The 26,422-nt window shown below is 29.5% G+C and carries 19 protein-coding genes; 4 read left to right on the forward strand and 15 right to left on the reverse strand.

The window, feature by feature from the left end; genetic code table 11:
• Positions 1-8: 8 nt before the first annotated feature.
• The 5 genes from fdhF to EGM88_RS13840 all read right to left on the reverse strand — a co-directional run bounded on the left by fdhF (position 9) and on the right by EGM88_RS13840 (position 7,876).
• The gene (gene fdhF, locus EGM88_RS13820; protein ID WP_123899017.1) at positions 9-2,720 is read right to left on the reverse strand and encodes a formate dehydrogenase subunit alpha; all 2,712 of its coding nucleotides are present in this window, start codon (positions 2,718-2,720) and stop codon (positions 9-11) included.
• 65 nt (positions 2,721-2,785) lie between these two features.
• Positions 2,786-4,405 carry an NADH-ubiquinone oxidoreductase-F iron-sulfur binding region domain-containing protein gene (locus EGM88_RS13825; RefSeq protein WP_123899018.1) on the reverse strand — a complete coding sequence of 540 codons (1,620 nt, stop codon included), beginning with the start codon at positions 4,403-4,405 and terminating at the stop codon, positions 2,786-2,788.
• 47 nt (positions 4,406-4,452) lie between these two features.
• Positions 4,453-5,631 carry a class I SAM-dependent methyltransferase gene (locus EGM88_RS13830; RefSeq protein ID WP_123899019.1) on the reverse strand — a complete coding sequence of 393 codons (1,179 nt, stop codon included), beginning with the start codon at positions 5,629-5,631 and terminating at the stop codon, positions 4,453-4,455.
• A 3-nt stretch (positions 5,632-5,634) separates the two neighbouring features.
• Complete coding sequence (locus EGM88_RS13835) at positions 5,635-6,717, reverse strand: AI-2E family transporter (protein ID WP_123899020.1); 1,083 nt, start codon at positions 6,715-6,717, stop codon at positions 5,635-5,637.
• Between the two features lie 136 nt (positions 6,718-6,853).
• Positions 6,854-7,876, reverse strand: a complete 1,023-nt coding sequence (locus tag EGM88_RS13840) for a TlpA family protein disulfide reductase (RefSeq protein WP_123899021.1) — start codon at positions 7,874-7,876, stop codon at positions 6,854-6,856.
• 151 nt (positions 7,877-8,027) lie between these two features.
• Here EGM88_RS13840 and hutH point away from each other — a divergent pair, with 151 nt between their 5' ends.
• Positions 8,028-9,539, forward strand: a complete 1,512-nt coding sequence (gene hutH / locus EGM88_RS13845) for a histidine ammonia-lyase (protein WP_123899022.1) — start codon at positions 8,028-8,030, stop codon at positions 9,537-9,539.
• A 9-nt stretch (positions 9,540-9,548) separates the two neighbouring features.
• On the opposite strand, the gene hemG is transcribed toward hutH, so the two are convergent.
• From hemG to EGM88_RS13865, 4 genes are all read right to left on the reverse strand, one after another.
• Complete coding sequence (gene hemG / locus EGM88_RS13850) at positions 9,549-10,097, reverse strand: menaquinone-dependent protoporphyrinogen IX dehydrogenase (RefSeq protein ID WP_123899023.1); 549 nt, start codon at positions 10,095-10,097, stop codon at positions 9,549-9,551.
• 94 nt (positions 10,098-10,191) lie between these two features.
• The gene (locus tag EGM88_RS13855) at positions 10,192-11,277 is read right to left on the reverse strand and encodes a hypothetical protein (RefSeq protein ID WP_123899024.1); all 1,086 of its coding nucleotides are present in this window, start codon (positions 11,275-11,277) and stop codon (positions 10,192-10,194) included.
• A gap of 107 nt (positions 11,278-11,384) precedes the next feature.
• A complete protein-coding gene (locus tag EGM88_RS13860) occupies positions 11,385-12,392 on the reverse strand; it encodes a hypothetical protein (protein WP_123899025.1) in 1,008 nt (335 codons plus the stop codon).
• 95 nt (positions 12,393-12,487) lie between these two features.
• On the reverse strand, positions 12,488-13,687 hold the full coding sequence (locus tag EGM88_RS13865) for an OmpA family protein (RefSeq protein WP_123899026.1): 1,200 nt from the start codon (positions 13,685-13,687) through the stop codon (positions 12,488-12,490).
• 155 nt (positions 13,688-13,842) lie between these two features.
• Between EGM88_RS13865 and EGM88_RS13870 the strand changes: the two genes are divergently transcribed.
• Positions 13,843-16,338, forward strand: a complete 2,496-nt coding sequence (locus tag EGM88_RS13870; protein WP_123899027.1) for a hypothetical protein — start codon at positions 13,843-13,845, stop codon at positions 16,336-16,338.
• 516 nt (positions 16,339-16,854) lie between these two features.
• Entirely contained in the window at positions 16,855-17,919 is a 1,065-nt protein-coding gene (locus tag EGM88_RS13875; RefSeq protein WP_123899028.1) for a glycoside hydrolase family 16 protein, read from the forward strand.
• Positions 17,920-17,988: 69 nt separating this feature from the next.
• On the opposite strand, the gene EGM88_RS13880 is transcribed toward EGM88_RS13875, so the two are convergent.
• On the reverse strand, positions 17,989-19,785 hold the full coding sequence (locus tag EGM88_RS13880) for an AMP-dependent synthetase/ligase (RefSeq protein WP_123899029.1): 1,797 nt from the start codon (positions 19,783-19,785) through the stop codon (positions 17,989-17,991).
• Positions 19,786-20,049: 264 nt separating this feature from the next.
• Positions 20,050-21,045, reverse strand: coding sequence for a YhdH/YhfP family quinone oxidoreductase (locus tag EGM88_RS13885; protein ID WP_123899030.1), 996 nt, complete (start codon positions 21,043-21,045; stop codon positions 20,050-20,052).
• 141 nt (positions 21,046-21,186) lie between these two features.
• Between EGM88_RS13885 and EGM88_RS13890 the strand changes: the two genes are divergently transcribed.
• Positions 21,187-21,507, forward strand: coding sequence for a winged helix-turn-helix transcriptional regulator (locus EGM88_RS13890; protein WP_123899031.1), 321 nt, complete (start codon positions 21,187-21,189; stop codon positions 21,505-21,507).
• A gap of 7 nt (positions 21,508-21,514) precedes the next feature.
• On the opposite strand, the gene EGM88_RS13895 is transcribed toward EGM88_RS13890, so the two are convergent.
• The 4 genes from EGM88_RS13895 to EGM88_RS13910 form a co-directional block, all read right to left on the reverse strand.
• Entirely contained in the window at positions 21,515-21,991 is a 477-nt protein-coding gene (locus EGM88_RS13895) for a glycosyl-4,4'-diaponeurosporenoate acyltransferase CrtO family protein (RefSeq protein WP_238988450.1), read from the reverse strand.
• A 65-nt stretch (positions 21,992-22,056) separates the two neighbouring features.
• Positions 22,057-23,259 carry a hypothetical protein gene (locus EGM88_RS13900; RefSeq protein WP_123899033.1) on the reverse strand — a complete coding sequence of 401 codons (1,203 nt, stop codon included), beginning with the start codon at positions 23,257-23,259 and terminating at the stop codon, positions 22,057-22,059.
• Positions 23,256-25,760 (reverse strand): DNA cytosine methyltransferase, encoded by a 2,505-nt coding sequence (locus tag EGM88_RS13905; protein WP_123899034.1) that lies wholly within the window; start codon positions 25,758-25,760, stop codon positions 23,256-23,258. The genes EGM88_RS13900 and EGM88_RS13905 overlap by 4 nt, the downstream gene beginning before the upstream one ends.
• Positions 25,757-26,089, reverse strand: coding sequence for a helix-turn-helix domain-containing protein (locus EGM88_RS13910; protein ID WP_238988451.1), 333 nt, complete (start codon positions 26,087-26,089; stop codon positions 25,757-25,759). The genes EGM88_RS13905 and EGM88_RS13910 overlap by 4 nt, the downstream gene beginning before the upstream one ends.
• Positions 26,090-26,422: the final 333 nt, after the last annotated feature.

Genomic DNA, 26,422 nt, shown 5'->3' on the forward strand with positions numbered 1-26,422 from the left:
ATGTGAGGTTATATTTTTTCAAAATCAACTGCAACCACTTTGTATTCAGGAGTTAAAGTTTCTTTGTCTCCAACACTTCCAGTTATTATGTTTATAAATACTTCAGGTTGATGAAAAGTAGTTCTTAACACACCTTTTTTTACATTTTTAGAAATTTTTACAGGTATAGTAACACTACCACGATCAGAAAATATTTTTACCATATCATCATTAGTAACTCCTTTTCTTTTTGCATCTTTCGGATGTACTTCTAAATAATCTTTAGCTAAAAGATATTGATTGTCGGTTCTTCGGGTCATGGTTCCAGAATTGTAATGCTCTAACTCTCTACCCGTTGTTAAAATAAAAGGATAATTTGTACCATGTTCAACAATTTCTGGAGATTCTTCAAAATCAAAATGATGGAAGGTTCCTTTTCCTTTTTTAAATGCTCCATTTACATGTAGTGTTTTAGTGTCCGTTCCATCGGCATTTATAGGCCATTGCAACCCATTGGTGCCTAACCTTTCCCAAGTTAATCCCTTCATAAAAGGAATAACATCTGCAATTTCTTCAATAATTTTTGCTGCATCATAAGTTAAACCTGTGGGTTGTGTATAACCTAATTTATGCATCATGTCAATAATAATTTGACCATCAGGTTTGGTATTTCCAATAGGTTCAATTACTTTATTAACGCGTTGTACACGACGTTCGCCATTAGTAAATGTTCCATTTTTTTCAAAATAAGAAGAAGCAGGTAAAATTACATCTGCCATTTTTGATGTAGCTGTCATAAATAATTCTTGAACCACAATCAATTCTAAATTTTCAAATGCTTTAATACTGTGATTTGTGTTTGGATCAGTCATTATAGTGTCTTCACCCATAATGTATAAGGCTTTCAGTTTTCCTTCAATAGCTGCATTTAACATATCAGGAATTTTTAACCCTTCTTTTTCTGGCATTTTATTGATTCTATATTTTTTTGCATAATAGTGTTGAATTTCAGGGTCATTTACATCTAAATATCCAGCTCCTTGATGTGGTTGAACCCCCATATCAGCAGCTCCTTGTACATTGTTTTGACCCCGTAACGGATTTAATCCTACTCCTTTTCTACCAACATTTCCAGTCATCATAGCGATATTTGAAAGTAGCATAACCGTTTTACTACCTTGAAAATGTTCTGTAACACCCAACCCATGAAACTCCATAGCTCTATTTGCATTGGCATAGGCAATAGCAGCATTTTTTACTAATGTTTTGGCTACTCCTGTAAGTTCAGACAGAGCATCCATATCTAATGCTAATACATGATTTTTAAAATCGTCATACATTTCAGTATAGGTATCAATAAAATCTTGTTTTACCAGATTTTCAGTGATAATATAATAAGCCATCATATTTAAAATAGCCACATTTGTACCTGGTCTAATTTGTAAAAAATGTGTAGCTAATTTTGCCAATGTTGTTTTTACAGGGTCTACTACAATAGAAGTTACCCCTTTCATAAATGCTTGTTTTAATTTAGCTCCTGTCACAGGATGTCCTTTTAAAGGATTGGCACCAAATAAAAATATAGCGTCTGCTTCTTTTAAGTCTTCAATTGAATTAGTAGCTGCTCCAGTACCAAAAGATTGTTGCATGCCAAATGCAGTAGGTGCATGGCAAACTCTGGCACAACCATCTATATTGTTAGTGCCAATTGCAACTCTTATCATTTTTTGCATTAAATAATTTTCTTCGTTTGTAGCTCTAGATGATGAAAAACCGCCAATTGCATTCGCACCATATTTGTTTTTTATATATAATAATTTTTTGGCTACAAAATCATAGGCTTCTTCCCAGGTTACAACTTCAAAAGTTCCATTTTTTTTAATCATTGGTTCACGTAAACGGTCAGGATGATTGTAAAATTGAAAAGCGAAACGACCTTTTAAACAGGTGTGCCCTTCATTTACTTCTGCTGTTTTAGGAGCCTGAATGCCTCTAATTTTTCTATCAATTACAGCAACTTCTAGTTGACATCCTACACCACAATAGGTACATGTTGTTTGAACAGTTTTATCAGGTATTAGGGTTTTTGTTTCAAATTTATCTGTTAAAGCTTCTGTAGGACAAGTTTGCACACAAGCACCACAAGAAACGCAAGCGGACTCATCAAAAGTAGTATCAAATCCTTTAATAATACGAGTTGCGAAACCTCGCCCTGACATGTTTAAAATCATTTCACCTTGAATTTCTTCACAGGCTCGTACACAACGATAACAGTTAATACATTGTGATAAGTCAGATTTGATATAAGGATGTGCTCGGTCAGGTTCTATTGTTAAATGATTATCTCCTTTAGGATAACGTATGGTTGGAATTCCTATTTGAGCTATTGTTTTTTGGAATTCAGTTGGAGCTTTGTTTTCTGGAGCAACTAATTTATCAGTAGGATAATCTGTTAAAACTAACTCTACAATATTTTTACGCAAGCGTTTTATTTTATCTGTGTTGTGATAGATGTAAAGACCTTCTGTAACAGGGGTGTGGCATGAAGCTAAAGTTTTTGTACTACCATTTTTTTCTTTTGCAACTTCTACAGAGCATACACGACAAGAACCAAAATTGTCAAGCCTATCGTCTTGGCACATTGTGGGTATAGCCTCTCTATTTTCAACTCTTCTAACAAAGTCAAGAATGGTTTCTCCTTTTATTATGCTATGTGCTGTGTCATTTATGTATGCTTTCATAATATGTTTATTTAACCACAAGTTTGGTAAAGGTAGTTAGTGATAATTTTACACTCTTTAGTAAACTACTTAAAATATTCCTTTAATTCGTCTTCAAAATATTGTAGTGCATTTTTAATAGGCAACGGCACACCACCTCCTAAAGCACATAATGAACCGAGTTCTAAGGTTTCTATAAGGTCATTAAATAATTGTCTGTCAATTTTATACGATTCATTTTGTGCTTTTTTTAGCATTTCATAACCTCGGTGCGATCCAATTCTGCATGGATAGCATTTTCCACAAGATTCGTCTGCAGTGAATTCTAATAGGTGTTCAATAAATTTTATTATGGGAAAATGGTTAGGAATAGAAACTATACTTGCGTGTCCTAATAAAAAACCGTGATTGGTAAACGATTCAAAATCTAATGTTAAGTCTTTAACTTTATGAATAGGAACTATGCCACCTAAAGGACCTCCAATTTGTAAGGCTTTAATCTCAGATTTAAATCCTTTTCCATATTCTTCAATTACTGATTTTAAAGGGGTTCCCATTTCAATTTCATACATGCCTGGGCGATTAAAATAACTATCTAAAGAAACCATTTTTGTACCTGTAGATTTTCCATTTCCTAAAGCAGCGTAAGCCGCTCCTCCATGTTTTAGTATCCAATGGATGTTTGCAAAAGTTTCTACATTACTTAAAACAGTAGGTTTTCCAAAAAGACCATATTGAGCGGGATAGGGTGGGCGTACTCGTACTTCAGGACGTAATCCTTCTATAGAATTTAACAATGCAGTTTCTTCTCCACAAACATAAGCTCCTTGTCCGCGTATAATTTTAAATCTAAAATGTTGAAGTAGGTTTAAATCTTCTAATTGTTTAATTGCTTGTTTTATTTTTCTAATAGAATTAGGATATTCACCTCTAATGTAAAGTACACCTGTATTTGCTCCAACGGTTTTACCAGCTATTAGCATTCCAAATAATACTTTATGAGCTTGATGTTCCATTAAATACATATCAGAATAGGCTCCAGGATCACCTTCATCCGCATTACAAACAATATATTTTTGAGTTTCATTCTCTTTTAAAACGGCATCTAATTTAAAGTAGAAAGGAAATCCAGCACCACCACGACCTCTTAAGTTAGACTGTTTTAACTGTTCTATTACTTTTTCAGGATGTTTGATATAGGATTCAAATAATGTATAAAATTCTGTAATATTTTCAATTTTTGAAGTTAAAATAGGTGTGGAGCTAGAGCCAATATAGTAGGTGTTTTCTAAAGCAGGTGTATCGGAAATTATTTTTTCTAGAGCTTCGATTGAATGAGCTGAGTACGTATGATTATTATATAAAAAGGCATTATTTTTATGACAATGGCCAAGACATGGCACATGTCCTATTTTATCAGCATCTACAAGTGTACTAAGTTTTTCTGTTAATTGGTCTTGAGTACCCGCAACCATACAAGCGGTGCCATTACAAACATGAACTTTTTTTTCTTGATTTTCTGGACGTAAAAAATCATAGAATGATGCAGTACCAATCACAACAGAATCATCTATCATAAATCGTTTGGCTAAGTTGTGAAATTCTTTACTACTTACTTTTTTCTTAGATAAAGCAGTTATATTTTCGAAAAGGTTATCGTCTAATTCTTTTCTATAGGATAATGATCTGATATTCTTATTTGCCATAACAGCACTAAAATACTAAAATATTAGATCAATTAAAAGTGTGAGTGTTAAACTTTTAGAGATATTAATACGATAAGCTGGTCTTTATGATTTTTTGTAAAAAATAAATAATGATTACCACCTTCTTTAAGTTTTGTTTTTTTTCGAATTTGAGCTACAGTTTCAGGAAAATTTCTAGTGGTAATATTTGCTTGTTTTAAGTTTAAATCCTTTTTTAATAGCTTAAGATTATAAGGAATAATATTTTTTATTTTAAAGCATCTTCCTGGAAATTCTATTAATTCTTTTGTGGTATATAAATGGCTATTAATATTAAGTTTATCTATGTTTAATTGATGTGATACTTCATTAAAAAGACCAGCTTTTAAAATGGCTGAATTTGGCTCATACACATAATTTAATGGAGGTGCTAGTTTGGCATTTCCATTGTTTTTATACTTTATAGCATTAAAGCGTTCAACAGAATTATTTTTTATGTTTATGGTTTTAATTTCAATTTCATTTTTGTAATCTTTTTCCAATAAAAAAAGTAATTCTTTTACTTCGTTCTTTATAGCAATTACATGTACTTCTTTTACAAAATTTAATTCAGATATGGCCGATGTAATATCTAACATTGGCGAAACCTTAAGCATAATTTGAGAACTGTTTTTGAATAAAGTATCTAAATCTTTTGGAACGTTAGGTTCACAGTCTTCTAGTAAAAATACTTTGCCTTTTACATCATTTCTACGAGAAGGATCTATATAAATCCAGTCAAATTGCTGTTGGGTTTCATTTAAATAGGTAATACCGTCCGCTGTTATAATGTTAATGTTTTTAATGCCAAAAGTTTCAAAATTATGTTTTGCAATTTCGGAAAGCTTTTGATTGATTTCACAATGTACTACTTGCTTAAATACATTTGCAAAAGCACAAATATCAACACCAAAACCACCTGTAAGGTCAATAAGTGAGTTTCCTTTTATAAGATTAGCTTTGTATTGGGCAGTAATTTCAGATGACGTCTGTTCAATATTTAATTTATTAGGATAATAAATGTTTTCAGTCTTAAACCATGTTGGTAATTTATGTTGTGCTTTTTTTTTAGACTCAATTTGGGTTGCTAATTCTTGAATAGAAATATTAGTAAATGGACTACCTTTAAAAATTAACTTGGCAATGTCTGTATTTAAGTTTTTTGATATAAAACTCTGTACCTCAGTATTTAATATGTTTTTATTCACTGTTTATAAATCCTTTGTAAGAGATTTTACAATTTTATTATCAGATAAAAATTCTTTTAAAATAACTTTAATTGCTGTATATCCAGGCACGGCTACTATCATTCCTACAACACCAAATAATAATCCTCCAATTATAATTACTAAAAAAATTTCTAAAGGATGTGCTTTTGTAGCTTCAGAGAAAATTTTTGGTTGACTAAAAAAGTTATCAATTAATTGAGCAATTAAATATCCAATTAGTACATATACCGTATTCGGAATTATTTCTGTTTTAAAATCTAGGGTAATATCACTAGTCATAGTAAGTGTTAGCATTAATACACCCCCAATTAAAGGTCCTATATATGGTATTAGGTTTAATAATGCACACAAAAAAGCTATAACTATGGCATTGTTTACACCAATAATTAGTAATACTGTTGTATAAATTATAAAAAGAATAGAAATTTGTAGGAGTAAGCCTAAAAAATAACGAGACAATAAATCTTTTATCTTTTCTATTGATTTTTGAAAGCGTTTTTCTTTATTTCTAGGAACTAATGTAAGTAACCCTCTATTTAACAAGCGACTATCTTTCATTAAAAAGAATGAAATAAATAATACTGAAAACAGACCTATACTTATGTTTCCAACGGCACTAACCAATGTGTTTAATAAATAAGGAACAGCTTTAAAATTTTTAAAAACATCTACACTTTTTAGTTGTTCAAATATATTGACACCAATTTCTGAAAAGTAAGAGTTTACTTCAACTAGTAGTTGTTCAATATTGCGTTCGAGAGCATCTATATCTAATAGTGATAAATTTTGACCTTGTTTATAGAGTAATGGAATAAACATGGAAATTAACCCAAAGGTTAATGTTAAAAAAAGAATCATGGTTACAACAACAGCAAGCGTATTAGGAAATTTTAATTTGTTACGTAGAAATAAAATTACTGGGCGAGCAATTAATGATAATACTGCAGCGATTATAATATATACAATAACTGATTGTATCAAATAGAAAAAATAGAGTAGCAGAGCTACGCCTATTATAATTGCAAGAGCTCTTAAGATTCCGTTAGCTATAATTTTTGAATTCATAGCTGTAAATATAGTTAATAATGATATTATAGCTAAATAAAAAACCTCAAAGTAATTTTACTTTGAGGTTTTGATTTTACCTGTTTATTACTGGAGCGATAAGCTATTGTTTTGTACTTTAATACACTTTTAAATGTTATAATTCTAATTCAGATAAAAGAGTTCTTAATGCTGGGTCAGTAGGTCTTGGAGCATTATTATCTACGATATTACCTTCTGGATCTATCAATATAAATCTAGGAATGCCTGTAATTCCATAACTTTTTACAAAATCAGAATGCCATTCATTGTCAGCCATTATTTGTGTTCCAGTTAAGTTTTTTTCCGCAACCATGTTTTTCCATTTTTCTTTATCTTCCATTTTATCAATAGAAAGACTAACAATTTCTAAATTTTTACCTTCATAATCTTTATGTAATTGTTTTAATGCAGGTATTTGTTGAATGCAAGGAGCACACCAAGTAGCCCAAACATCAACATAAACATATTTTCCTTTAAAATCTTCTAAAGAAATAAGTTCTCCTTTTGTATTTGGATATTTGAAAGTAGGAGAGGGTTTTCCTTTAGCAATTGGAGCTAAAATGGCATGTTGTGCATCGTAATTTGTGGTTAAATATTCAATAAAACGACTGTTTCCATCTTTTTCCATAGCTGTAAATGTAGAATCTAAATCTTGAGCATTATCAAGTAACGATTCCATTTTGGTTGTAACAGCATTTAATTTTTTATCAAATTCTTCTTTTTCTAATTCAAAAAAACTTCCAGGATTACTTAAATTAAATTCATTTTCTAACTTCATTTTTTCTGCCATATAATTATTTGTTCCAGCACCAAGACCTGAAAACTTAATAGAATTAATTAAATCGTTAGCATCAAAATTAAAATCTAAATTATACCCATTTTTTAAGTTTAGAAAGGTTCTAGTATCACCATGGGTTAGCATATAAAACTCTTCTTTTGCAACCAGTGTATCTGAAAAAGTTCCATCGTCGTTAAGAGTTAGGGTTTTTTGAGAAGTTTGGCTACTTAATGTTAAGATAGAATCTTGTGCATTTGTAATTTTACCAGAAAGTTGAGCATAATTTTTGTTAGATGTTATTTCTTTTTTACAAGAAACTAAAAGAATTAAAATTGTAAAGACAGTTGCTATTTTTTGCATTTTTTATTTTTTTTTATATCGGTCGTAAAAATACTATATTTTATACATTAAATACTTAAAATTTAGTTAAGAGAGTGTGTTTTCTTTGAATAAAGATATACCCAAAGTTCATATAAAATATTTCTTTACATTTGAAAATTAAATTTTTGATATGGTAGAAATGCATAGCATAGATGGTTCATATTTAAGCTTGTTTACAATAGACACTATTGTAAACTCTCATAAAAACTTATTTTTATCTCAAACGGCTATTAATAAAATTAATAGGTGTAGAGCGTATTTAGATCAAAAATTAGCTAAAAATAAAAATCCTATTTATGGTATTAATACGGGGTTTGGTGCGTTGCATAATATTAAAATCTCCAATAAAAATTTAACCGTTCTCCAAGAAAATTTAGTAATGTCTCATGCTTGTGGAACAGGTGAAAGGGTACCTGAGTCCATTGTAAAACTAATGCTATTTTTAAAAATACAGTCGTTAAGTTATGGATATTCAGGAGTTCAATTGGCAACTGTAAATAGGTTAATTGACTTTTATAATAATAATATTTTACCAGTTGTTTATACTCAAGGATCTTTAGGTGCTTCGGGAGATTTAGCTCCACTTGCTCATTTAGCATTGCCTCTGATTGGAAAAGGAGAGGTTTTATATAATGGAGAGCTATTTTCTGGTGAAGAAATTTTACAAAAATTTGGGTGGAGTAAAATTCAATTGCAATCAAAAGAAGGGTTGGCTTTGTTAAATGGCACTCAGTTTATGAGTGCTTATGGTGTTTCTATTTTATTAAAAAGCTACAAACTATTGTATTTAGCCAATGTTATTGGAGCCATTTCTTTAGATGCTTTTGATGGAAGAATAGAACCTTTTAATGCATTAATACATTTAATTAGACCTCATAACGGTCAATTACATACAGCAAAAAAAATAGAAGAATTTTTAGAAGGAAGCGAAATTTTAAATCAAAAGAAAAAACACGTTCAAGACCCTTATTCATTTAGGTGTATTCCTCAAGTGCATGGAGCCAGTAGAGACACATTAAATTTTGTAAAAAAAACAATAGAAACCGAAATAAATTCGGTAACAGACAATCCTAATATTTTTGTAGAATCTGATGCAATTATTTCAGGAGGTAATTTTCATGGTCAACCATTGGCATTAGGTTTAGATTATTTAGGAATCGCTTTGTCTGAATTAGGTAATATTTCTGAACGTCGTACTTTTCAGTTAGTTTCTGGGTTGCGTGGCTTGCCAGCATTTTTAGTTTCTAATCCAGGATTAAATTCAGGATTGATGATTCCTCAATATACTGCCGCCAGTATTGTTAGTCAAAATAAGCAATTGGCAACACCAGCTTCTGTAGATTCTATAGTTTCAAGTAATGGACAAGAAGATCATGTAAGTATGGGAGCAAATGCGGCAACAAAAACCAAAAGAATTGTAGATAATTTAGAAACCATTTTAGCCATTGAGTTGTTAAATGCTTCTCAAGCTATTGAGTTTAGAAGGCCGTTAAAAACATCTGATTTTTTAGAATCTTTTCTAAGTATGTACAAACAAGATGTACAATTTATAAAAGAAGACGAAGTATTACATGATTCAATTGCTAATAGTATTGCTTTTATTCAAAATTTGAATGTAGATAGTGAAGAGCTGTTTGGGTAAAGATAAATGCTATTTTTGATTCGTATTTTTATAGTTTGCAATTATTTTTAATCCAAATTGTTCTACTTTATTCCAATCTGTATATTCTATTGGAACGTCTGATTTTGTTGGTCCATGGGTTAGTTTCATAATTAGTTTAATCATTATCTTATCAAAAAATGAATATGAATTATAATCTAACTTTCCCGCAAATACTTCTTGGAAATCAGCATTCCAATTTACTTTTTTTATAAATTTAATAAAATAAGGGTTGGTATTTATGCTGTTTTTTTCCTTTTTTCGAGCTACAAGATTCACAGAAAAAAATGCTGTAGTTATCTTATTAAGTTCATTTTTATTAGTCTGTATAAATTGAGTAACATTAGTTTTATGGTTACCATATCTAATACTTGCTCCAATAATTAAGGTATGATATTTAGATATTTCTTCAGTAAAAGTATCTATAGAAAAGAGTTCTGTTTCTATTTGATTTTCATTAAATAAGCCATTTAATTTTTTACAAATTTTTAGTGTATGCCCGTCAACGGAAGAATAAATGATTCCTACTTTTGTCTTCATAAGACAGAAAAATTTAGGACACTAAATTTAACAAATAAAAATGGAATAGCCACTAAAAATATTGAGTTGTTATAGTGCTTAAAGAGAACTGTAGTTATCCCATTCTATTTAATTCAGAAGCTCCTTGCATTGCTCCAATAGATTCAAAAACATCGTCTTGATCTTCTTTTTTAGTCCAACCCATTTTAGCCAATTCAGATCTTACTTGGCTCTCGGTTTTATCTTTTATAAAATGATAACAAGCAAAATCAACTACTTCAATAGGTACTTTTTCCAATTGATAAGCTATTAATCCTGTAGCTAGTCTAGAGGTTGTAATAAAATAAGTTAAAAGCAATTGTAGTATCCAACTGAGTACCAAACCTATCCATCCAGTATTTAAACTTTTTATGGTTAATCCTGCGTCAAATCTTGCTTGGATAAAATTCCAGAAACTAAACGCTTCATAGATATTTTTAGTTAATACTAAACGAAATTGAAAATATTGATTTGAAACATAGGTGATTACGACCATACCTATGAGTAAGTAATGTAAATTTTTATAGAGTGTGTAGTTGCTTAATTTTACTAGTTGAATAAGAGCAAATGACATCATAAAGGCTACACCAATTTCAAAAAGACCAATTACATACCTTCCATTAATTGATATATAAGCAAGGCTATAGCCTAATAGAAGTGCAGTAATTATGCCTCCAACAATAGGAATCCAAAATTGAGGCTCTTTTCTGTTTTTTGGTTGAGGTAAACTTTCAGGAATTACATAATCATCCCAATCGTTTGATTTTTCAACTTCTTGTTCTAGTTTGGTCAAAGATTCTTTATCAAATTCTTTTTCAGTTTGATAAAAAGCATGGATAAACAATAATACTCTTTTAGAATTTCTACCATTGTCCCAAAACTCATTTCCTAGAGAACTACTTTTTATTTTTAATTTTCCATAATTAAAAGAAACTGTAATTTTTTCAGTCCATCTATTCCAATCGCCTTTTCGTTTTGCTTCAGCACTTTTTTGATCATGATATACCAAATCCCAACCTAATTTTTCAAAAGTTTTTACGACAATTGGAATAATTACCTTTTCATTTAAATCAGTTTTTATTTCTTGTTCAAATTTTGGAGTAAAATTAAAACTATGCTTTTTCTTTATTGATTTTTCGTAATTCTTTAGTGCTTCGGTCATTTATAATCTTATAAGCTAATGAATCTCAAATTTATGTTAATTCAATTATTTATTCTACTTTTTTTAAATAAATAGAGCATATAAATAAGTAACGCCTTAACATGTGTTTATTTTTTAAGTTTATTAAAATTAGAATCAGTGTACTTATTAAAACTTTCAAATGTTGTAGGAAAAGTATTGTTTACAAATTCATATTCCCAAAGCTCTAAATATCGAACACCTATTGTTTCTGATTGACTAAATAGTGTACGGTAATCGTTATTTTCGAACCTTTCAATTTGATCAGACCTTCCAATAGCTTGTGCATATATATCTCCTTCAAAATCAGTTAGAGCATCTATGAGATTGGGTTGATAAGAATTTTTCCCTGAAATCCACCAAATGGCAGCTCCTACACGCTTATTTAACGAATAATCATTCCATAAATCATTAATAATTCGATTGGGAATAGAAGTATCTCCCATAATATCGTGAACTTCTACAGCTATCGCTTTATTAGAAAAGTAATTCGCAAATATTTTAGCAGTTTCTTTGACTGAACTAACCCATCTATTAGCAGTTAATCCAGCATTTATTAATTCTGATGAAGTGACGCCATTAAAATGACCTTCTATTCCATTAACAGTCATTTGAGGCACATAAACTAAAGTTAAATCAATATCATTATTGTAGGTTTCTGCAAGTTGTCTTGCTAATAAGTCTAATCTTTCATTAACCTTTGGGTCCCAAATTTTAGGAATTTTTTTTAATGTGTTATTGATATCAACAATTTCAAAGAAATCAGCTTTTATATCAGTAAGTAACCATTCAGGACTGTCATTACCAGCAATAATTGCTAAACTCCACTTTTTATTATATGATTTTACTATTGATATTTTTTCTTCTAAAGCTGTAAAATCATAAAGACCTTTCGCTGGTTCTAAATCTTTCCAAGTTACTCTAATTAACGAACCTTTTGCTTGAGGGTGGGCTAAAGCTGTTTCATTTCCAAAAGAACTTGTATATAATCCTGTGGGTTTATAAATAGGGGTGTTATTTTCTAATTCAATATGGTTATTGCTAGTAGAGCAAGATTGAATACTAACAAGTATAAGAAAGAAAAAAAACTTATTCATTAATTCAATTATTTGAGTTACCCTCAAATTTGACTTAACTTCAATAAAAAGGTTTAAAATGTGTGGTGTAAAAAACTAAAATTTTAATTTTTATACTATTTTCTAATTAATAAATCAATGTCTACACGTCTTGCTTTATCATTAGATTTAGACTCGTAATCAATTCCATGATATTGTGTTAGTATTCTAGTAGGGTGAACCCCTTTTGCTACTAATATTTTTTTTACTGATTCAGTTCGTTGTAAGGATAAGTTCTCGTTATAAACAGGATTCCCACTGTTACTGGCAAATCCTTTTATAAATACATCAATATGATCATTGTTTGCTAAAATAGAAACAATTTCATCTAATGAAGCTACCTGATTTAAATCCAAGTCTTTTTTATTGGTTTTAAAAAAAAGTTGTTTCCTATAATTGGCATAGTCAGATGCTAAGGAATCATATTTTTTTAAGGGTTGTTCTGTTACCGTTACTAAAGTATCTTTAGCAATCATAGAATTTTTTAAATCTGCGAGTTGTCTTTGAATAGAATCGATATAAGTAGTATTAGAAGCATTTAACTGCTGCTCTTTTAAAGTTTTTGATAATTCAGTCAATTCAGCCATTTTTAACTCATAATCAGTGCCATCAACTGTGTATTGTATGTTTGGTTTATTTTCTTTTTTTGGATTTTCGGTATGTACAGTTTTTATTTCATCCTTTTTTGTAGTAGTTGTCTTTTGATTGTCTAATAAAGACTGTAATTGAGATAATTTATTTTCTAATGTTCTAATTTTATCGTCTCTTTCTTTAAGACTATTAGTATAAGTATCTCTATTTATAGGTTGGCTAACTCTATCTATGTAAATAATTTTATCAGTATTGTTTCTTTCAAAAATAGGATGTTCAGAATTGGTAGTATTGGCGTTAGTAGTTGCTAAATTTAATTTTATGTTTGTTATTAAATATTTCAATTCAGCTATTTCATTTTGTATTGTCTGAATTTTTAAATCTACTATAGAATCAGAATATCTATTTACTTCTATAGTGGTTGGCTGTTTTTCCAATTGTGCTAATTGTTGACGTAAATATTCAATTTTATAAAAATTTTCAGATTGAGTTAATGGTTTTGTTTCGTTACTTTTATTGCTTTGAGTATTTGTTTTTTTATATTTGTTTAAAGTTTTAATTAAAGAAGTAATATCTGCTTCAGACATTATAATTTTACTGCTACTATCAACTGTTTGGCTATTAACAGTTCTAGTATTTAATAATCCAAATATTATTAAAAGTAATGCGGTTAAAAATTTAATCATTTTGTATTTTTTAATTATTTGGCTCTTCTTCTCCCATTTATCTTAGTAACACAACAATAGTTAGAAAGTCACAAGAAATCTTATAAAATATTTTCTTTTTTGATGTGACCTTATTGAATTTCATGTGTTATACAGGTATAATCAAAATTGTTAAAATGAAAAGAATAAAGATAGTAGTATTGTTGGCAGTTTTATATAATCTCACAGCAAAAGCCCAAGTAAAAGACATTAGTTTTACATTTTCGCCCACAGGAGCATATACATTTTGGGATAAAAAAGCGGGAATGGCTGATGGTGTATTGGTAGGAGGTAAAATAGGTTTTGGTTTTGGTGAATATTTAGAGTTACGTGGTATCTATCAACAATCTTTAGATTTAAATACAAATTTTGAAAATTTTGGGCTAGCAAATTATGATACTAATCTTTTTACGAAACAAGAGGTTAAATTAACAAGATGGGGAGGAGAGTTTAAAGCAAATATTGGAACAAAAAAATTAAGTCCTTATCTAACTATTGGAACAGGTATACAAGCTATAGAATTAGACAATGCAGATAAATTGGAACAGATTTATGCCGGGTTAGGGTTAGGAATTAAATTTAATATAGCAAAGAGGTTGGTATTTACGTTAGAAGGTAGAGGAACTACATATAAATTTAATGCAGCAAAAAACCTTCTTGCTAATGAAGATAAAACCCTTTTTGGAGTTACAGATGCTGATTTTTCTAATGAAAGATTAATGAACTGGTCAGTAATGGGGTCATTACAGTTTTATTTAGGCGGACGTAAACCTGGAACATTGTCTCCTTTAGACCAAGCTTATTTAAATAAATTTAAAGGAGGCTTTAAAGGGCTACAGTTTGTATTAGAGCCAAGTGCAAATCGATTAACTTTTGATGACAACTCATTATTTAGAGACACTTGGATGTTAGGTGGTTATGCAGGTATTGATTTCAATGAATATGTTGGTCTTAGAGCGTTTTATTTTCAAGCAACTGAAGATGATGAGTTATCTACTAGTTTTGATAAATTATCAATGTATGGTTTAGAATTTAGAGCTAACTTAAATGATGGCAATGGAGTAGTACCTTATTTAATTTTAGGAGGTGGATATCTAAATCCTGATTCTAACTATTTAGGAAAAGACAGTTTATTTGTTTCAGGTACAGAGTTTGCATCTGCAGGGTTAGGGTTAACCATTCCATTAGGTAGTAATGTTTCTATTACTGGTGGAGCCAGAGCACTTGTAACTTCAGGTACGGATATTACAGATATTAATGAGCCTAAAGATTTGCAATCACATTTAATGTATAATGTTGGGGTAAAATTTAATTTAGGTAAAAAATCTGACAGTACAGAAAAAATATATCAAGACAATTTAAATAAAGAATTAGAAGCTCAACAAGCAGTTAATAATGATAAAATACAACACTTAAAAAGTGAGTATCAAAATCAGGTAAAATCACTTGAAATAGAACTAGAAAAGGCCTACGAAAGTAAAGATGTTGATAAAGTAATTGAAATATTAGAAGAGAAAAAAGAGGTGACAGAATCTTTAAAACAAGTTGAACAAGTTGAGGGAATACAAGAAGAACAAGTAAAAACTAATTCAGATAATGGAGTTTTAATTGACACTACTCAAGAGAAATTAATTCAAATGACACCAAAAGAATTTGAATCTCTTATTGAGAGAATTCTTAATAATTTAGATGAAACTCCTAAAACAAAATCTAATGATATTATTCAATTTGATAGTACAAATCAGCAAGAACAATTTAAGTATTTGAATAATAGAATTGATACGTTAGAAAAACTATTGTTAGATGTAAATGTTAGAAAAAAATCTAATGAAGATATAGAAAACAATGGGTTTGTTGAAGATGACATGTCAATTAAAATTTTAAATAAATTAGAAGAATTAAATAATAAGATTGAAGGTAAAACTAACAATGTAGATGAGCATTTTCCAATAAAAGATACTAAAACCAGTACAAAATTAGAAAATAAGGAAGTAAAACCTACTGAACATAAAATAGATGTTGAGGTAAAAAATAATAACGTTGAAGAACGTATAATTGTTAGGGATACTGTTGTTGTAGAACAATCAACCAAAAGAGTTTCTGAAAATACTCAAGAATCTGAGAAAGAGAATGTGGCTGTTGAAGTAGAAAATATACAGTCTAACGATTCAATTACTGCTACTAAAAATAAAGTTGAGAATGTAGTACTTGAAAACAAAAAAATAGAGGAAGAAAGTACTATTTCATTTTTAAATTACAATAGTACTTCCGCTTTTGGAGGTGTTAGTTTTGGTGATGTTACAACAGCTAATTTTGGAGCAAGAATGTATTATGATGTTAAGTCGTCAAATTTTCAATTGATGCCTGAAGTATTTGTTGGCATTGGAAAAGATACTTCTTATGGCTTGTCTGCAAATGTTATTTACCAAATTGCTAAACATAATAATAAGGTAAAACCTTATTTAGGTGTTGGAGGTGGATATGGTAAAATAAATGACCAATCAGATGTTTTTTCTACTATAATAGTTGGTGCTGAATTGCCAGTGTTACTTAAAAATTTTTACGTTGATTTTTCAACACGTAATTTGTTAGACAACAATCAATTGTCAGTTGGTTATAAATTTGAGTTTTAGTAATTGGTTAATAGGTTAGTTCAAAATACCAGTAGAGTAAGTAGCTCTACTGGTATTTTTTTTACAATTAATTATTAATTAAAGGCTATTTTTCTTTTTTGATTAATTTACTCTTTTAGAAATTTTCCTAGTAATTTTCGCTATTTCTTAATTGCTTTTTAAAAAATATTTTTTTTATAGAAACTAAAATGCCTATAGTTAAACTTATAACATAGGTTTAAAAAAAGTCATATTTATACGAACTTAATTTCTTATGGGCACTGAATAGGTAAGTAGGGTTTTGACTTTTTAGATCTATGGTGTTATAAAATTAAGAAACATCTTTCTAACTATATTTTGAGGTAGTATAGAAAATTTTGGTTGTAAACCTCTAAATATAAAAATAATTGTTAAAAATACACTTAATATTAATTAGATTCTTTAAATTTGCTTCAAATAGTATATAAAGGTAGAGTAGATAGCTATATATTAACAATTCGCCTTATATGATAAGCTTAACCCAAATAACGTATTTGTATGAAAAAACATCCTTTAGTAGTCAGCATATTTATGCTATCAATTTTGTTAGTTTTTACCAGCTGTTCTAATGATAAATTTAATACGGATCAGCATATCGGTGATATAGAAGAGAATGAGGGTAATAATCCTGATACGCCAGATGAGGAACCTGTAACTTTAGACCCTAGGCTTCCAGCTGATATTGATTCTACTTATACCATAACATTTGAAGATAATTTTAACCAAGCGGCAGGCACTTTACCAGATGCTAATAAGTGGAAGAGCAGACTTCCTTGGGGGCCAGATGTAATTATAAATAAGGAACGTCAATATTATACGGATGTTTTAAACGGAGATAATAAAGCACCTAATCCTTTTAATTTTGATGGAGAGCATTTAATTATTACTGCAGGTTTAAACACACCAGAGCAAGCAGAAGCCACAGGACAAGATTATTATTCAGGAGTACTAAGTGGTGCTGAATCTACTCCATATCGTGATGGTTATATAGAAGCTAAAATTTGGTATGAACCAGATGTTGACGGCTTTTGGGGAGCTTTTTGGTTATTGCACAAATACTATAGTTCTCCTGAAGATACAGGTGCCAATGGTATAAGTAGAACTGAGATTGACTGGGAATTTGTACGAGGACCAGGTGGAGAGTTTTTAGGAGGACCTTATGATACGGACCAAGCTACTATAGCTTATCATTACAATGATGGTGAATGGTCAATATCAAGATCTGGATATCGAGGACCAAATAATACTTCAGGAACATCTGTACAGTGTGATGGTACTCCGTTAAATCAGTCCTCAGGTATAGGTCCTGTAACACTTCCTGAAGGTGGAGATATAGCAGGAGAATGGCACCGATATGGTGTTTGGAAAACTGATGAGTTTATAAAATGGTATTTTGACGGAGTTATGGTAGCGAGTATTTGTGATCCTGAAATTGTTAGTCAGATTGAAATGTATCCGATTATTAACATTGCTGTTGGTGGCAACTATCCAGGTCCGCCAAATCCAGAACATTTCCCTACATCTATGTTGGTAGATTACATATGTTTATGGGAACCAAAGTAATAATAGTATTAAAACTAAAAAATAGTTTTATTTAGTTTTTTTAAGACATTTGGATTATTATACAAGGAACTAATCTGAGTACATTTTATCAATTAGTTCTTTGTATTTTTTTGCAATTACTTTTCGTTTTAATTTTAAAGTTGCTGTAATTTCACCAGCTACAATACTAAATTCTTTAGGTAATAAGGTGAATTTTTGGATTTTTTCAAATTTAGAAAATTCCTTTTGAAGTTCTTCAAATCGTTTTTCAAAAAGCTCTATAATTTGATTATTTGCAATTAAATCTTCTATATCTTTAAAATGAATTTTGTGTTCTAAAGCATATTTCTTTAAATTCTCAAAACTAGGAACAGCCAAAGCTGTAACATATTTTTGTTGATCTCCAATAACAGCAATTTGTTCAATAAAAGAATCTGTAATTAGTGCATTTTCTAATTTTTGAGGTGCAATATATTTTCCTCCAGACGTTTTCATTAAATCTTTAATTCTGTCTGTTATTATCAAATTTCCTTTTTGATCTATTTTACCAGCATCTCCAGTTTTAAACCATCCATCTTCAAAAACGGCAGCAGTAGCTTCTGGTTTTTTATAATAGCCTTTCATTACGCCAGGCCCTTTTATTAAAATTTCGTCATTTTCACCAATTTTAATTTCAGTTCCTTTTAATGGTTTACCAGCAGTATTAAACTCAAAATGAGTATCTCCAAAAAGAGTAGCTGTAGCTGTTGTTTCAGTTAATCCATATCCACACTTAATATTGAGTCCAAAAGAGTGAAAAAACGAAACAAAATCTGCAGCTAAAGGAGCTCCTCCACATGGCATAAATTTTATGCGTCCACCAAAAACATCTCGTAGTTTACTCAATACCAATTTGTCAGCAATTTTATATTTTAGCTTTAAGCCTATTGGTATTTTCTTTTCTAAACGTTTGTGTTTGTTATAATAATTATTCCCAATACCTAATGCCCAACTTGCCAATTTCATTTTAGTAGGCGAAGCTTCTTTTCTTTTGTCTTGAATAGCGGCAAAAATTTTCTCAAATATTCGAGGTACTGTACACATTAAAGTAGGTTTTACCTCTTTAATAACCTCTACAATTTTTTTAGGATTTTGATTAAAATAAACTTCTATTCCTTTTTTTAAACAAAAAAATACCCAACTGCGTTCGTAAATATGACTTAAAGGTAAAAAACTTAATGATGAATCTTTTTCAGTAACATCTAATTCATAATCATGAGCAACTAATGAAGCACCAAAATTGGTATAATCTAACATAACACCTTTAGGCTCTCCAGTAGTTCCGGAGGTATAAATAATACTTGCAATATCTTCAAAATTTCGTTCGTAATATCTCTTTTGAAGTTCTGTATTAATTTCTTTAGAAGGTTCAAATGCCATAAAATCTTCTAAATATAAAGCATTATTTGAAGGGTGAAGTTTAATTGTTTTTGTTAATGCTACTATACATTTTAAATAGTTAGAAGACTCTAAAAGTTCATACGCTTTATCATATTCATTTTGATCACCAACAAAGAGTAAACTTACTTCGGCATCATTTATTACATATTCAACTTCTTTTTTTGAATTTGTTGCAAAAATTGGTATTGTAACAGCTCTAATACGCATAATTGCACAATCTGCAATAATCCAATTAGGCATGTTTTCAGAAAAAATAGCAATATTTTGCTGTTCTTTTATTCCGTAATTTATAAGAGCTTTAGATAGTAATTCTATCCTCGAATCAAAATCTATCCAAGAAATTCCTTCCCAGGTATTGCATTCATTATTTTTGTAGTAAACGGCATTTTTATTTTTGAAAAGTTTACTATTTTCTTTAATTTCTTCAACTAAATGTTTGTAACTCATTAAACTATTGTTGTTTGTAAATTAAAATAAACTATAGTCTATTTTAACAGCTACAAAGGTACTAATAATTGTACTTTTACGGCTTTTATTTAAGCATTTTGATTTTATAAAAGCATAAAATGTCTCAACTTTTTTTAATGATATTTATGTTGATTTTTATGAAAAACTAGTTCATAAAACAGCTTATTTGGATACGAATTCTAATTGTTTTTTATAAGCTTTAATTCTAACATGAGCAGAGCGTACTCTTTATAGTATGCCTTATTAATTTACATTAACTACAGTTCTTCCTTTTAATTTGCCTTGTAACATTAAATCAATTTTTTCTTTTAATTGTGCTAACGTTATTTCTGTAGCTGTATCAGATAATTGGTCTAATTTCCATTGACTAGCGAATTTTTCCCATACTTTTTCTCGATACTTCATAGGGTAATTTTGAGAATCTATCCCAATTAAAGTTATTCCTCTTAATATAAACGGAAAAACGGTTACGTCTAGTTTTGGAGAAGCAACATTTCCGCAACAAGTAACAACACCCATTGGTTGTATTGATTTTATAATATTTTCAAGAATTACACCTCCAACGGTATCTATACCACCAGCATAAATAGATTTTAGTAACGGTCTTTTATCCATATTTTCAACATCTTTTCGCATAATTATTTCATCGGCACCTAAATCTTTTAAAAAATTAATTTCTACTTCTTTACCGGTTATTGCAACAGTTTTATACCCCATTTTTTTTAAAATTTTTAAACTCATAGAACCAACACCTCCAGTGGCTCCAGAAACAATTATTGGACCATCTTCAGGTTTAACAAGCTCACTTAATTTTAATACAGATATACCTGCAGTTAACCCTGCTGTGCCAATAACCATAGCTTCTTTTATTGAAAGATTTTTAGGGAGTTTTACTGCCCAACTTGCAGGTACTTTTATGTATTCTGCAAAGCCTCCATCTGTATTCATACCTAAGTCATAACTGGTAACAATTACGTGCTCTGAAACTTTAAATTTGGGCGACTTAGAAGCTACAACAGTTCCTACAGCATCAATACCGGGTGTATGAGGATATTTTTTGGTAACTCCTTTATTTCCTGATGCAGATAAGGCATCTTTATAATTTAATGAACTATAACTTACTTTTATAAGTAGTTCATCTTCGGTTACATTAGAAAATGGCATTTCTTTAATAGTAGAAACATAAGTATTATCAATTTCTTCAACTCTAAAAGCTTTGTATGTTGCTTGCTTACTCATAATCGTTATTTTATTTGTTTTGCTTATTTTTACATCAAATTTCGATAAAAATATACTGGTATACAAGAACTTACAATTTATACAGATACGAACATTTTGTGCTGTATTGTCTGTTTACAAAGGGTAAAAGCATAAAAAAAAATGAAAAAAAGTTATTGTCCGATAGATACATTTATAAATGCTATAAAAGGGAAACGAAAAGGCACTATTATTTTACATCTTTTTCAAGGGACTAAAAGATATAATGAGTTGGTAAAACTGATGCCTGACATAAGTGAACGCATGCTTACCAAACAGCTAAAAGAATTAGAACATGATGGTTTAATTAAAAGAACTGTTTTTCCTGAAGTGCCACCACGAGTTGAATATAGTTTAACAGCATTAGGTAAAGATATTCATCCAGTTTTAAAAGGAATGTATAAAGGTGGACTACTTTTTGAAGAACGTATTGTAAGTTTATAAACTTGATTTACAACGGTTGTACATGTTTTTTTAATAGTACATCAATTCTTCTTTTATTTTGTTGTTGTAATAATGCGGGATATAAATTCAATAAAATATTAGCGAGCATCATGGTGAGTGCAAAAACGATATGCTCACTAAAACAGTTATAGATTGCGATAATTGTTACAAAAATAAATCCGATTAAATGACTTATTTCAGAAAAGGTCATTTCTTTTCGTATTTCAGTTAAATCTGTTTTTTTATGTTCTACTTTAAGTTTCTGATTTAAGTATTTAAAAAAAGTGTTTTTAACAATCCATTTAAAATAGTTTAGGCCAATAATAGTATTACGTTTTTTACTAGTAATAAAGTTGAGGTGTGATGCTTTTTTATAATACTTAGTTTTCATAAATAAGCTATTGAGTATCATTCCTACAATCCATGAAATAACCGACATAGATATTCCATTTAAAAACCCTAAGAGTGCATATTGTAGAATCACTTTTTTTGTTTTAATTAAATTTTAGGGGTAGTACTTTTTTAGAATACAACTTCCATTTGATATTTTTAAGCTTCGTTATAAATTCTACTCAATTCTCGTTTAATGTCTATAAAGTCAAGGTCAATTTCCAACGTTTCGGATAAACCTGTGTTTATAACATAAACAAAAGACTCCTTTCTGTAAATATATTCGCCTTTTCTCAAAGAATTTTCGATGTTGTCAGATTTTGCAAGTAGGCAAACTAATTGATAATCTTTATTTATAGCGTCTGTTTTATTACTTGGATGAGCTTTTGCGTAATGTTGAGTTGGTGTTAGTTTGATTAAATTTTCAAGATAATGTGCTAATTGAGGAAATTCTGATTTTGGAAAAATGTGATGAATTTGTGTTGCTTCACCATTTGCCCATTGGTCTTTAATTTCACTTTCTTTATACATTTTTCGAATCATATTCATTGCTTTTTGAACTTGATAATCTGAATATGCTTCATTTTGAGCCATCATTAAAGTTTCGTGTTCTTCTACAGCTTCATTTCTTGATACATTCTTGTTTTTTCCAACATCTCTCCAATTAGGACGATTGTACATTAAATCTGTATAGTAAAATTGGTTAGCTGAAAGTCTACCTTTTACAGTACCTTGAATATTATTTTGACAAGCATAAACATTTAGAATTTTAGGGAAAATCCTGTTTACCTCTGTAGTTCCATTTATAGCTGTATTGCCAATAATAAATCTTTGAAAGCGAGTTTTTAAATCTTGAAAGTCAGCATTATCAACTGAACCATTAATACATTTACTTTTAAATTCTTCAAAATATCTTAATTCGTTGCTATCTGATAATACTTTTATCAAGTAATGGTAAAGAAATAAATACGCATTTCTTTCTTTCATTGCTATGAACTCAAGAATTGGTTTATTGGTTATGTGATAAAGATTTTTATTTCCATCTTTTCGCATTGCCAAAACGCCTGAATAAGCTAATGTTCTTAATGGTTGAGAAGTAAACTTGTCATATTCTTGACGAGTTGTTTCATTTTTTGCATCAGGTTTATTGAAAATTGCCTTTACGTTTGTATTAAAGTAGCTGTCGTTCCAAATATCATCTTTCGTAAATTCAATATCTCTGTCTGCTGTATAGTTTAAAACACAGTCAGCCATAATGCAAAGTACATCTGGCGTAACTTTTTGGTCCATAAATCTTGCATCTTTAGATTTTCTAACGTCAAAATCAAAATTTGCAAAGTGCTCGTTAAGTTGTTCTATCATTCAGTTATTTCTTTTAATAAGCCAAAGAAAAATACGGAATTGTTGTCAATATTTAAAGACCTTGTTCCGTAGTTTCTTGCAACTCTATAATAGTTTTCAAATTCTTCTGTGCTATAAAATTCTAAATCTTGTTCCGTAGGTAAACGACTTCCATTTTTTAAAGTCAATAAAGCAACTGAACCATCAGTAATTGTATTCTTTGGTAAAAAACTTGCTCTTGGATAATAAGTTAGATTTGGAACCATTACTACATCAGATTCGTTGTAGAATTTAGAAACAGCAAGTTCCTCAATTTCATCAACGTAACAATCATAGCCATCAATTTTTTTTATTTCATTGTTGCCAATGTTTCTCGATTTTAAAACTCTTACTTTGCCTTTGTCTTGTGTAATTGATTTTGTGATTTGCCTATCTCTGAAACTATTAAAAATATCAAGTTTCATTTTAGAAACGACATTATCGAAACTTGCATCTCTGTAAATTAGCCAATAAGGAAAATCATCAGAAAAAATATATTCTTTGCTTTCTTCCTTATACGAGTTTTTGATGTAACTTTCAATTATTACACTATCTTTTGTTGAAACGGAAGAAGAGCATAAAAAACTTACAGTTTCAATTTTTACACCCTTAAAAGCTTTTTCTCCATAGTCACATATTTTCTGTAAATCACAACTTTTTAAAAGGTCTCTTGTTTTATTAAATTCAGGTGCATTTAATAAGCTTTTAGGAACAATTAAAGAAACATAGTTTCCTAAACGCAATGACTTTTCAATAAAAAAAGAAAATATATTATTAGTGTCGGAATTATGTGCTTTAAACTTATATATATCTAATAATTCTTTGTTCTTTGTTACTTTTCCATATGGTGGATTACCAACAACGATGTCGTATTTTGTTTTACAATTCCAAAGTAGAAAATCTGTATGTTTAAAGTTGATTTTAAAGTTTTTCGGAACTTTAATTTTTGACAAAATTGTCTTTAAAATTTGCAATGAATTGTTGTCAATATCACAAACATCAAGAATTACTTCGTCTTTTTTTTCATATTTTTCAAACAACATTGGAATGAAATTACCAACTCCTACAGATGGTTCAAGAATTCTTATTTTCTTTTTCTTTTTTAGTTCTGGTAAATCTTTTATTACAGAATAAGCAATATCTTTTCTTGTAAAATAGGCACTTGTTTTTAATCTTTCCGAGTTAGAATGCTCTGCTATTAAAAAAATATTATCTAAAGAATAGTTTTTGAAGTTATTCTTGATGAAACTTACGATATTCTCTGTTTTGTTTAGCTTGAATTCTTCTTCAAGAGATTTTATTTGAGATAAAGACAAACTTTCATTTTTGTTTGCTTTTTTAATATTAGAAGCAATATTTTTAAAAACTCCTGTTGGCACTGCTTCCCCTAAACAATGTCTAATATTAAGTTCTTCCTTTTTTAAGAAAGCCTTTTTTTCTAATTCTGTTAACTTATTAAGTTTATCAGTTTTAATATGAGACCATTCAAAAGATTCTGGAATAGATAACATTCTCATTAATTCTCTTATTGAAAATACTCTATTATCTGATGGATGAACCGTATTTTGACTTGCTAAAATGTCATTTCTTGTATGGACACAAGGACCTTCTTTATCCCAATACCATCGAGCATATTTATCTCCATTCTTACTCTTATTATTGACAATTTCGCCGTTAATAATTCTGTGAGGAATTCTTTCAGGTTCGGAATTTTCAAATGCTGATTGACCTTCTTCTAAATTTTCAATCCAAGGAAGCATTCTTTGGTCAAATTCGCGATAAGAATGAAAAATGTCATTTGAAATTTCTCCCATTTCTGTTAATGATGGTAAATCTCCAATTAGCTGACGTAAAGTTTTTGATTTTTGCTTTTTAGGAAATATATCATAAGGTGTTATGTTTGGAATATCTTTTCTTACTCCAATAACTAATGTTCTTGTTCTGCTTGAATTGGAACCATATTCTTTGAAGTTTACAATTTTATATAAAATATTATAATTGCCTCCAAGATTATATTTAATAGCTTCTTTTATTGGTTTTACAACACCATCAATGTCTGTACACGTAGTGTTTAAAAATGCTCGTACATTCTCAAAAACAAAATATTTTGGAAGAATCTTATTTGTTAATTTTATTGATTCAACAACTAAAGAATTCCTTGATATTTCATCATTCTTTTTGTGATTAGCAACAGACATACCTTGACAAGGTGGCGTTGCTATTAAAACATCTGGCGTTTTAATTTTATGTTTCTCTTGCCAAAACTTTAATTCATTAAGAAGTTTTTGTTTAACTTCTTGCTTAGTAATATCTCCATCAATGTATCCACTTTCGTATTTACATTTGTTGTTAAAAGCTTGTATTTTAAGTCTTTTAGTAAGTAGTTCGTTAGTAGCAATGCATTCAAAACCATTAAGTTTGAAGCCATAGCATCCAACACCAGCACTACTGAATAGGCTAATATATGTTAATGGTTTTTTCATAATTCTAATTTTCCTTGTTTTACATTGACATTTCTGTAATAGTTAGCAGTATCTTCTGCTACAGAAAAAATGGATTCAGAGCATTTATATTTTAGAGCTTCTTTTACAAATTTGTCAGCAAAAAATAAATCGGTAACAATTTGTAAATCAGTTTGAAATAATTCTGCAAGCTTTTTCAATTTAGATTTACTGAATTTTTGACTTCCATTTTCAATTCTACAAATAGCACTTGTATTGATTCCGATTTTAGTTCCGAGTTCGGTTTGTGTCCATTCTCGTTTTTCTCTTTCAGTCTTAATATAATTTCCGAAACTTGTCATTTGATCCATTTTTAGCAAATGTAGAAATAAATTGCGATTTTTGTATCAACTTTTAGTATTATTTTCAATCAGCGTTGGGAAAAGGTAAGCTCATTTAATTTTACTCACCTATCTATTCTAATTGATTTTTTTAGGTGTTTGTAGATTGGTATAAGTACTTTTAAATAGTGAGTAAAAACGAAGTATAATAAATTGATATAGCTAGTTTTTTTATTAAAAAAAAGCATCCATGTTTTTAGAAAAGTAATCTATCAATTCAGAAATTTTTGAATTTTCTAAGCTTTTTGGAGCATAAGATAATCCTATTTCTCTAAAATTTACAGGGCCATCATGTTTTTTTAC

Origin of the sequence: Aureibaculum marinum (genome assembly GCF_003813905.1) — a bacterium.
GTDB classification, from domain to species: Bacteria; Bacteroidota; Bacteroidia; order Flavobacteriales; family Flavobacteriaceae; genus Aureibaculum; species Aureibaculum marinum.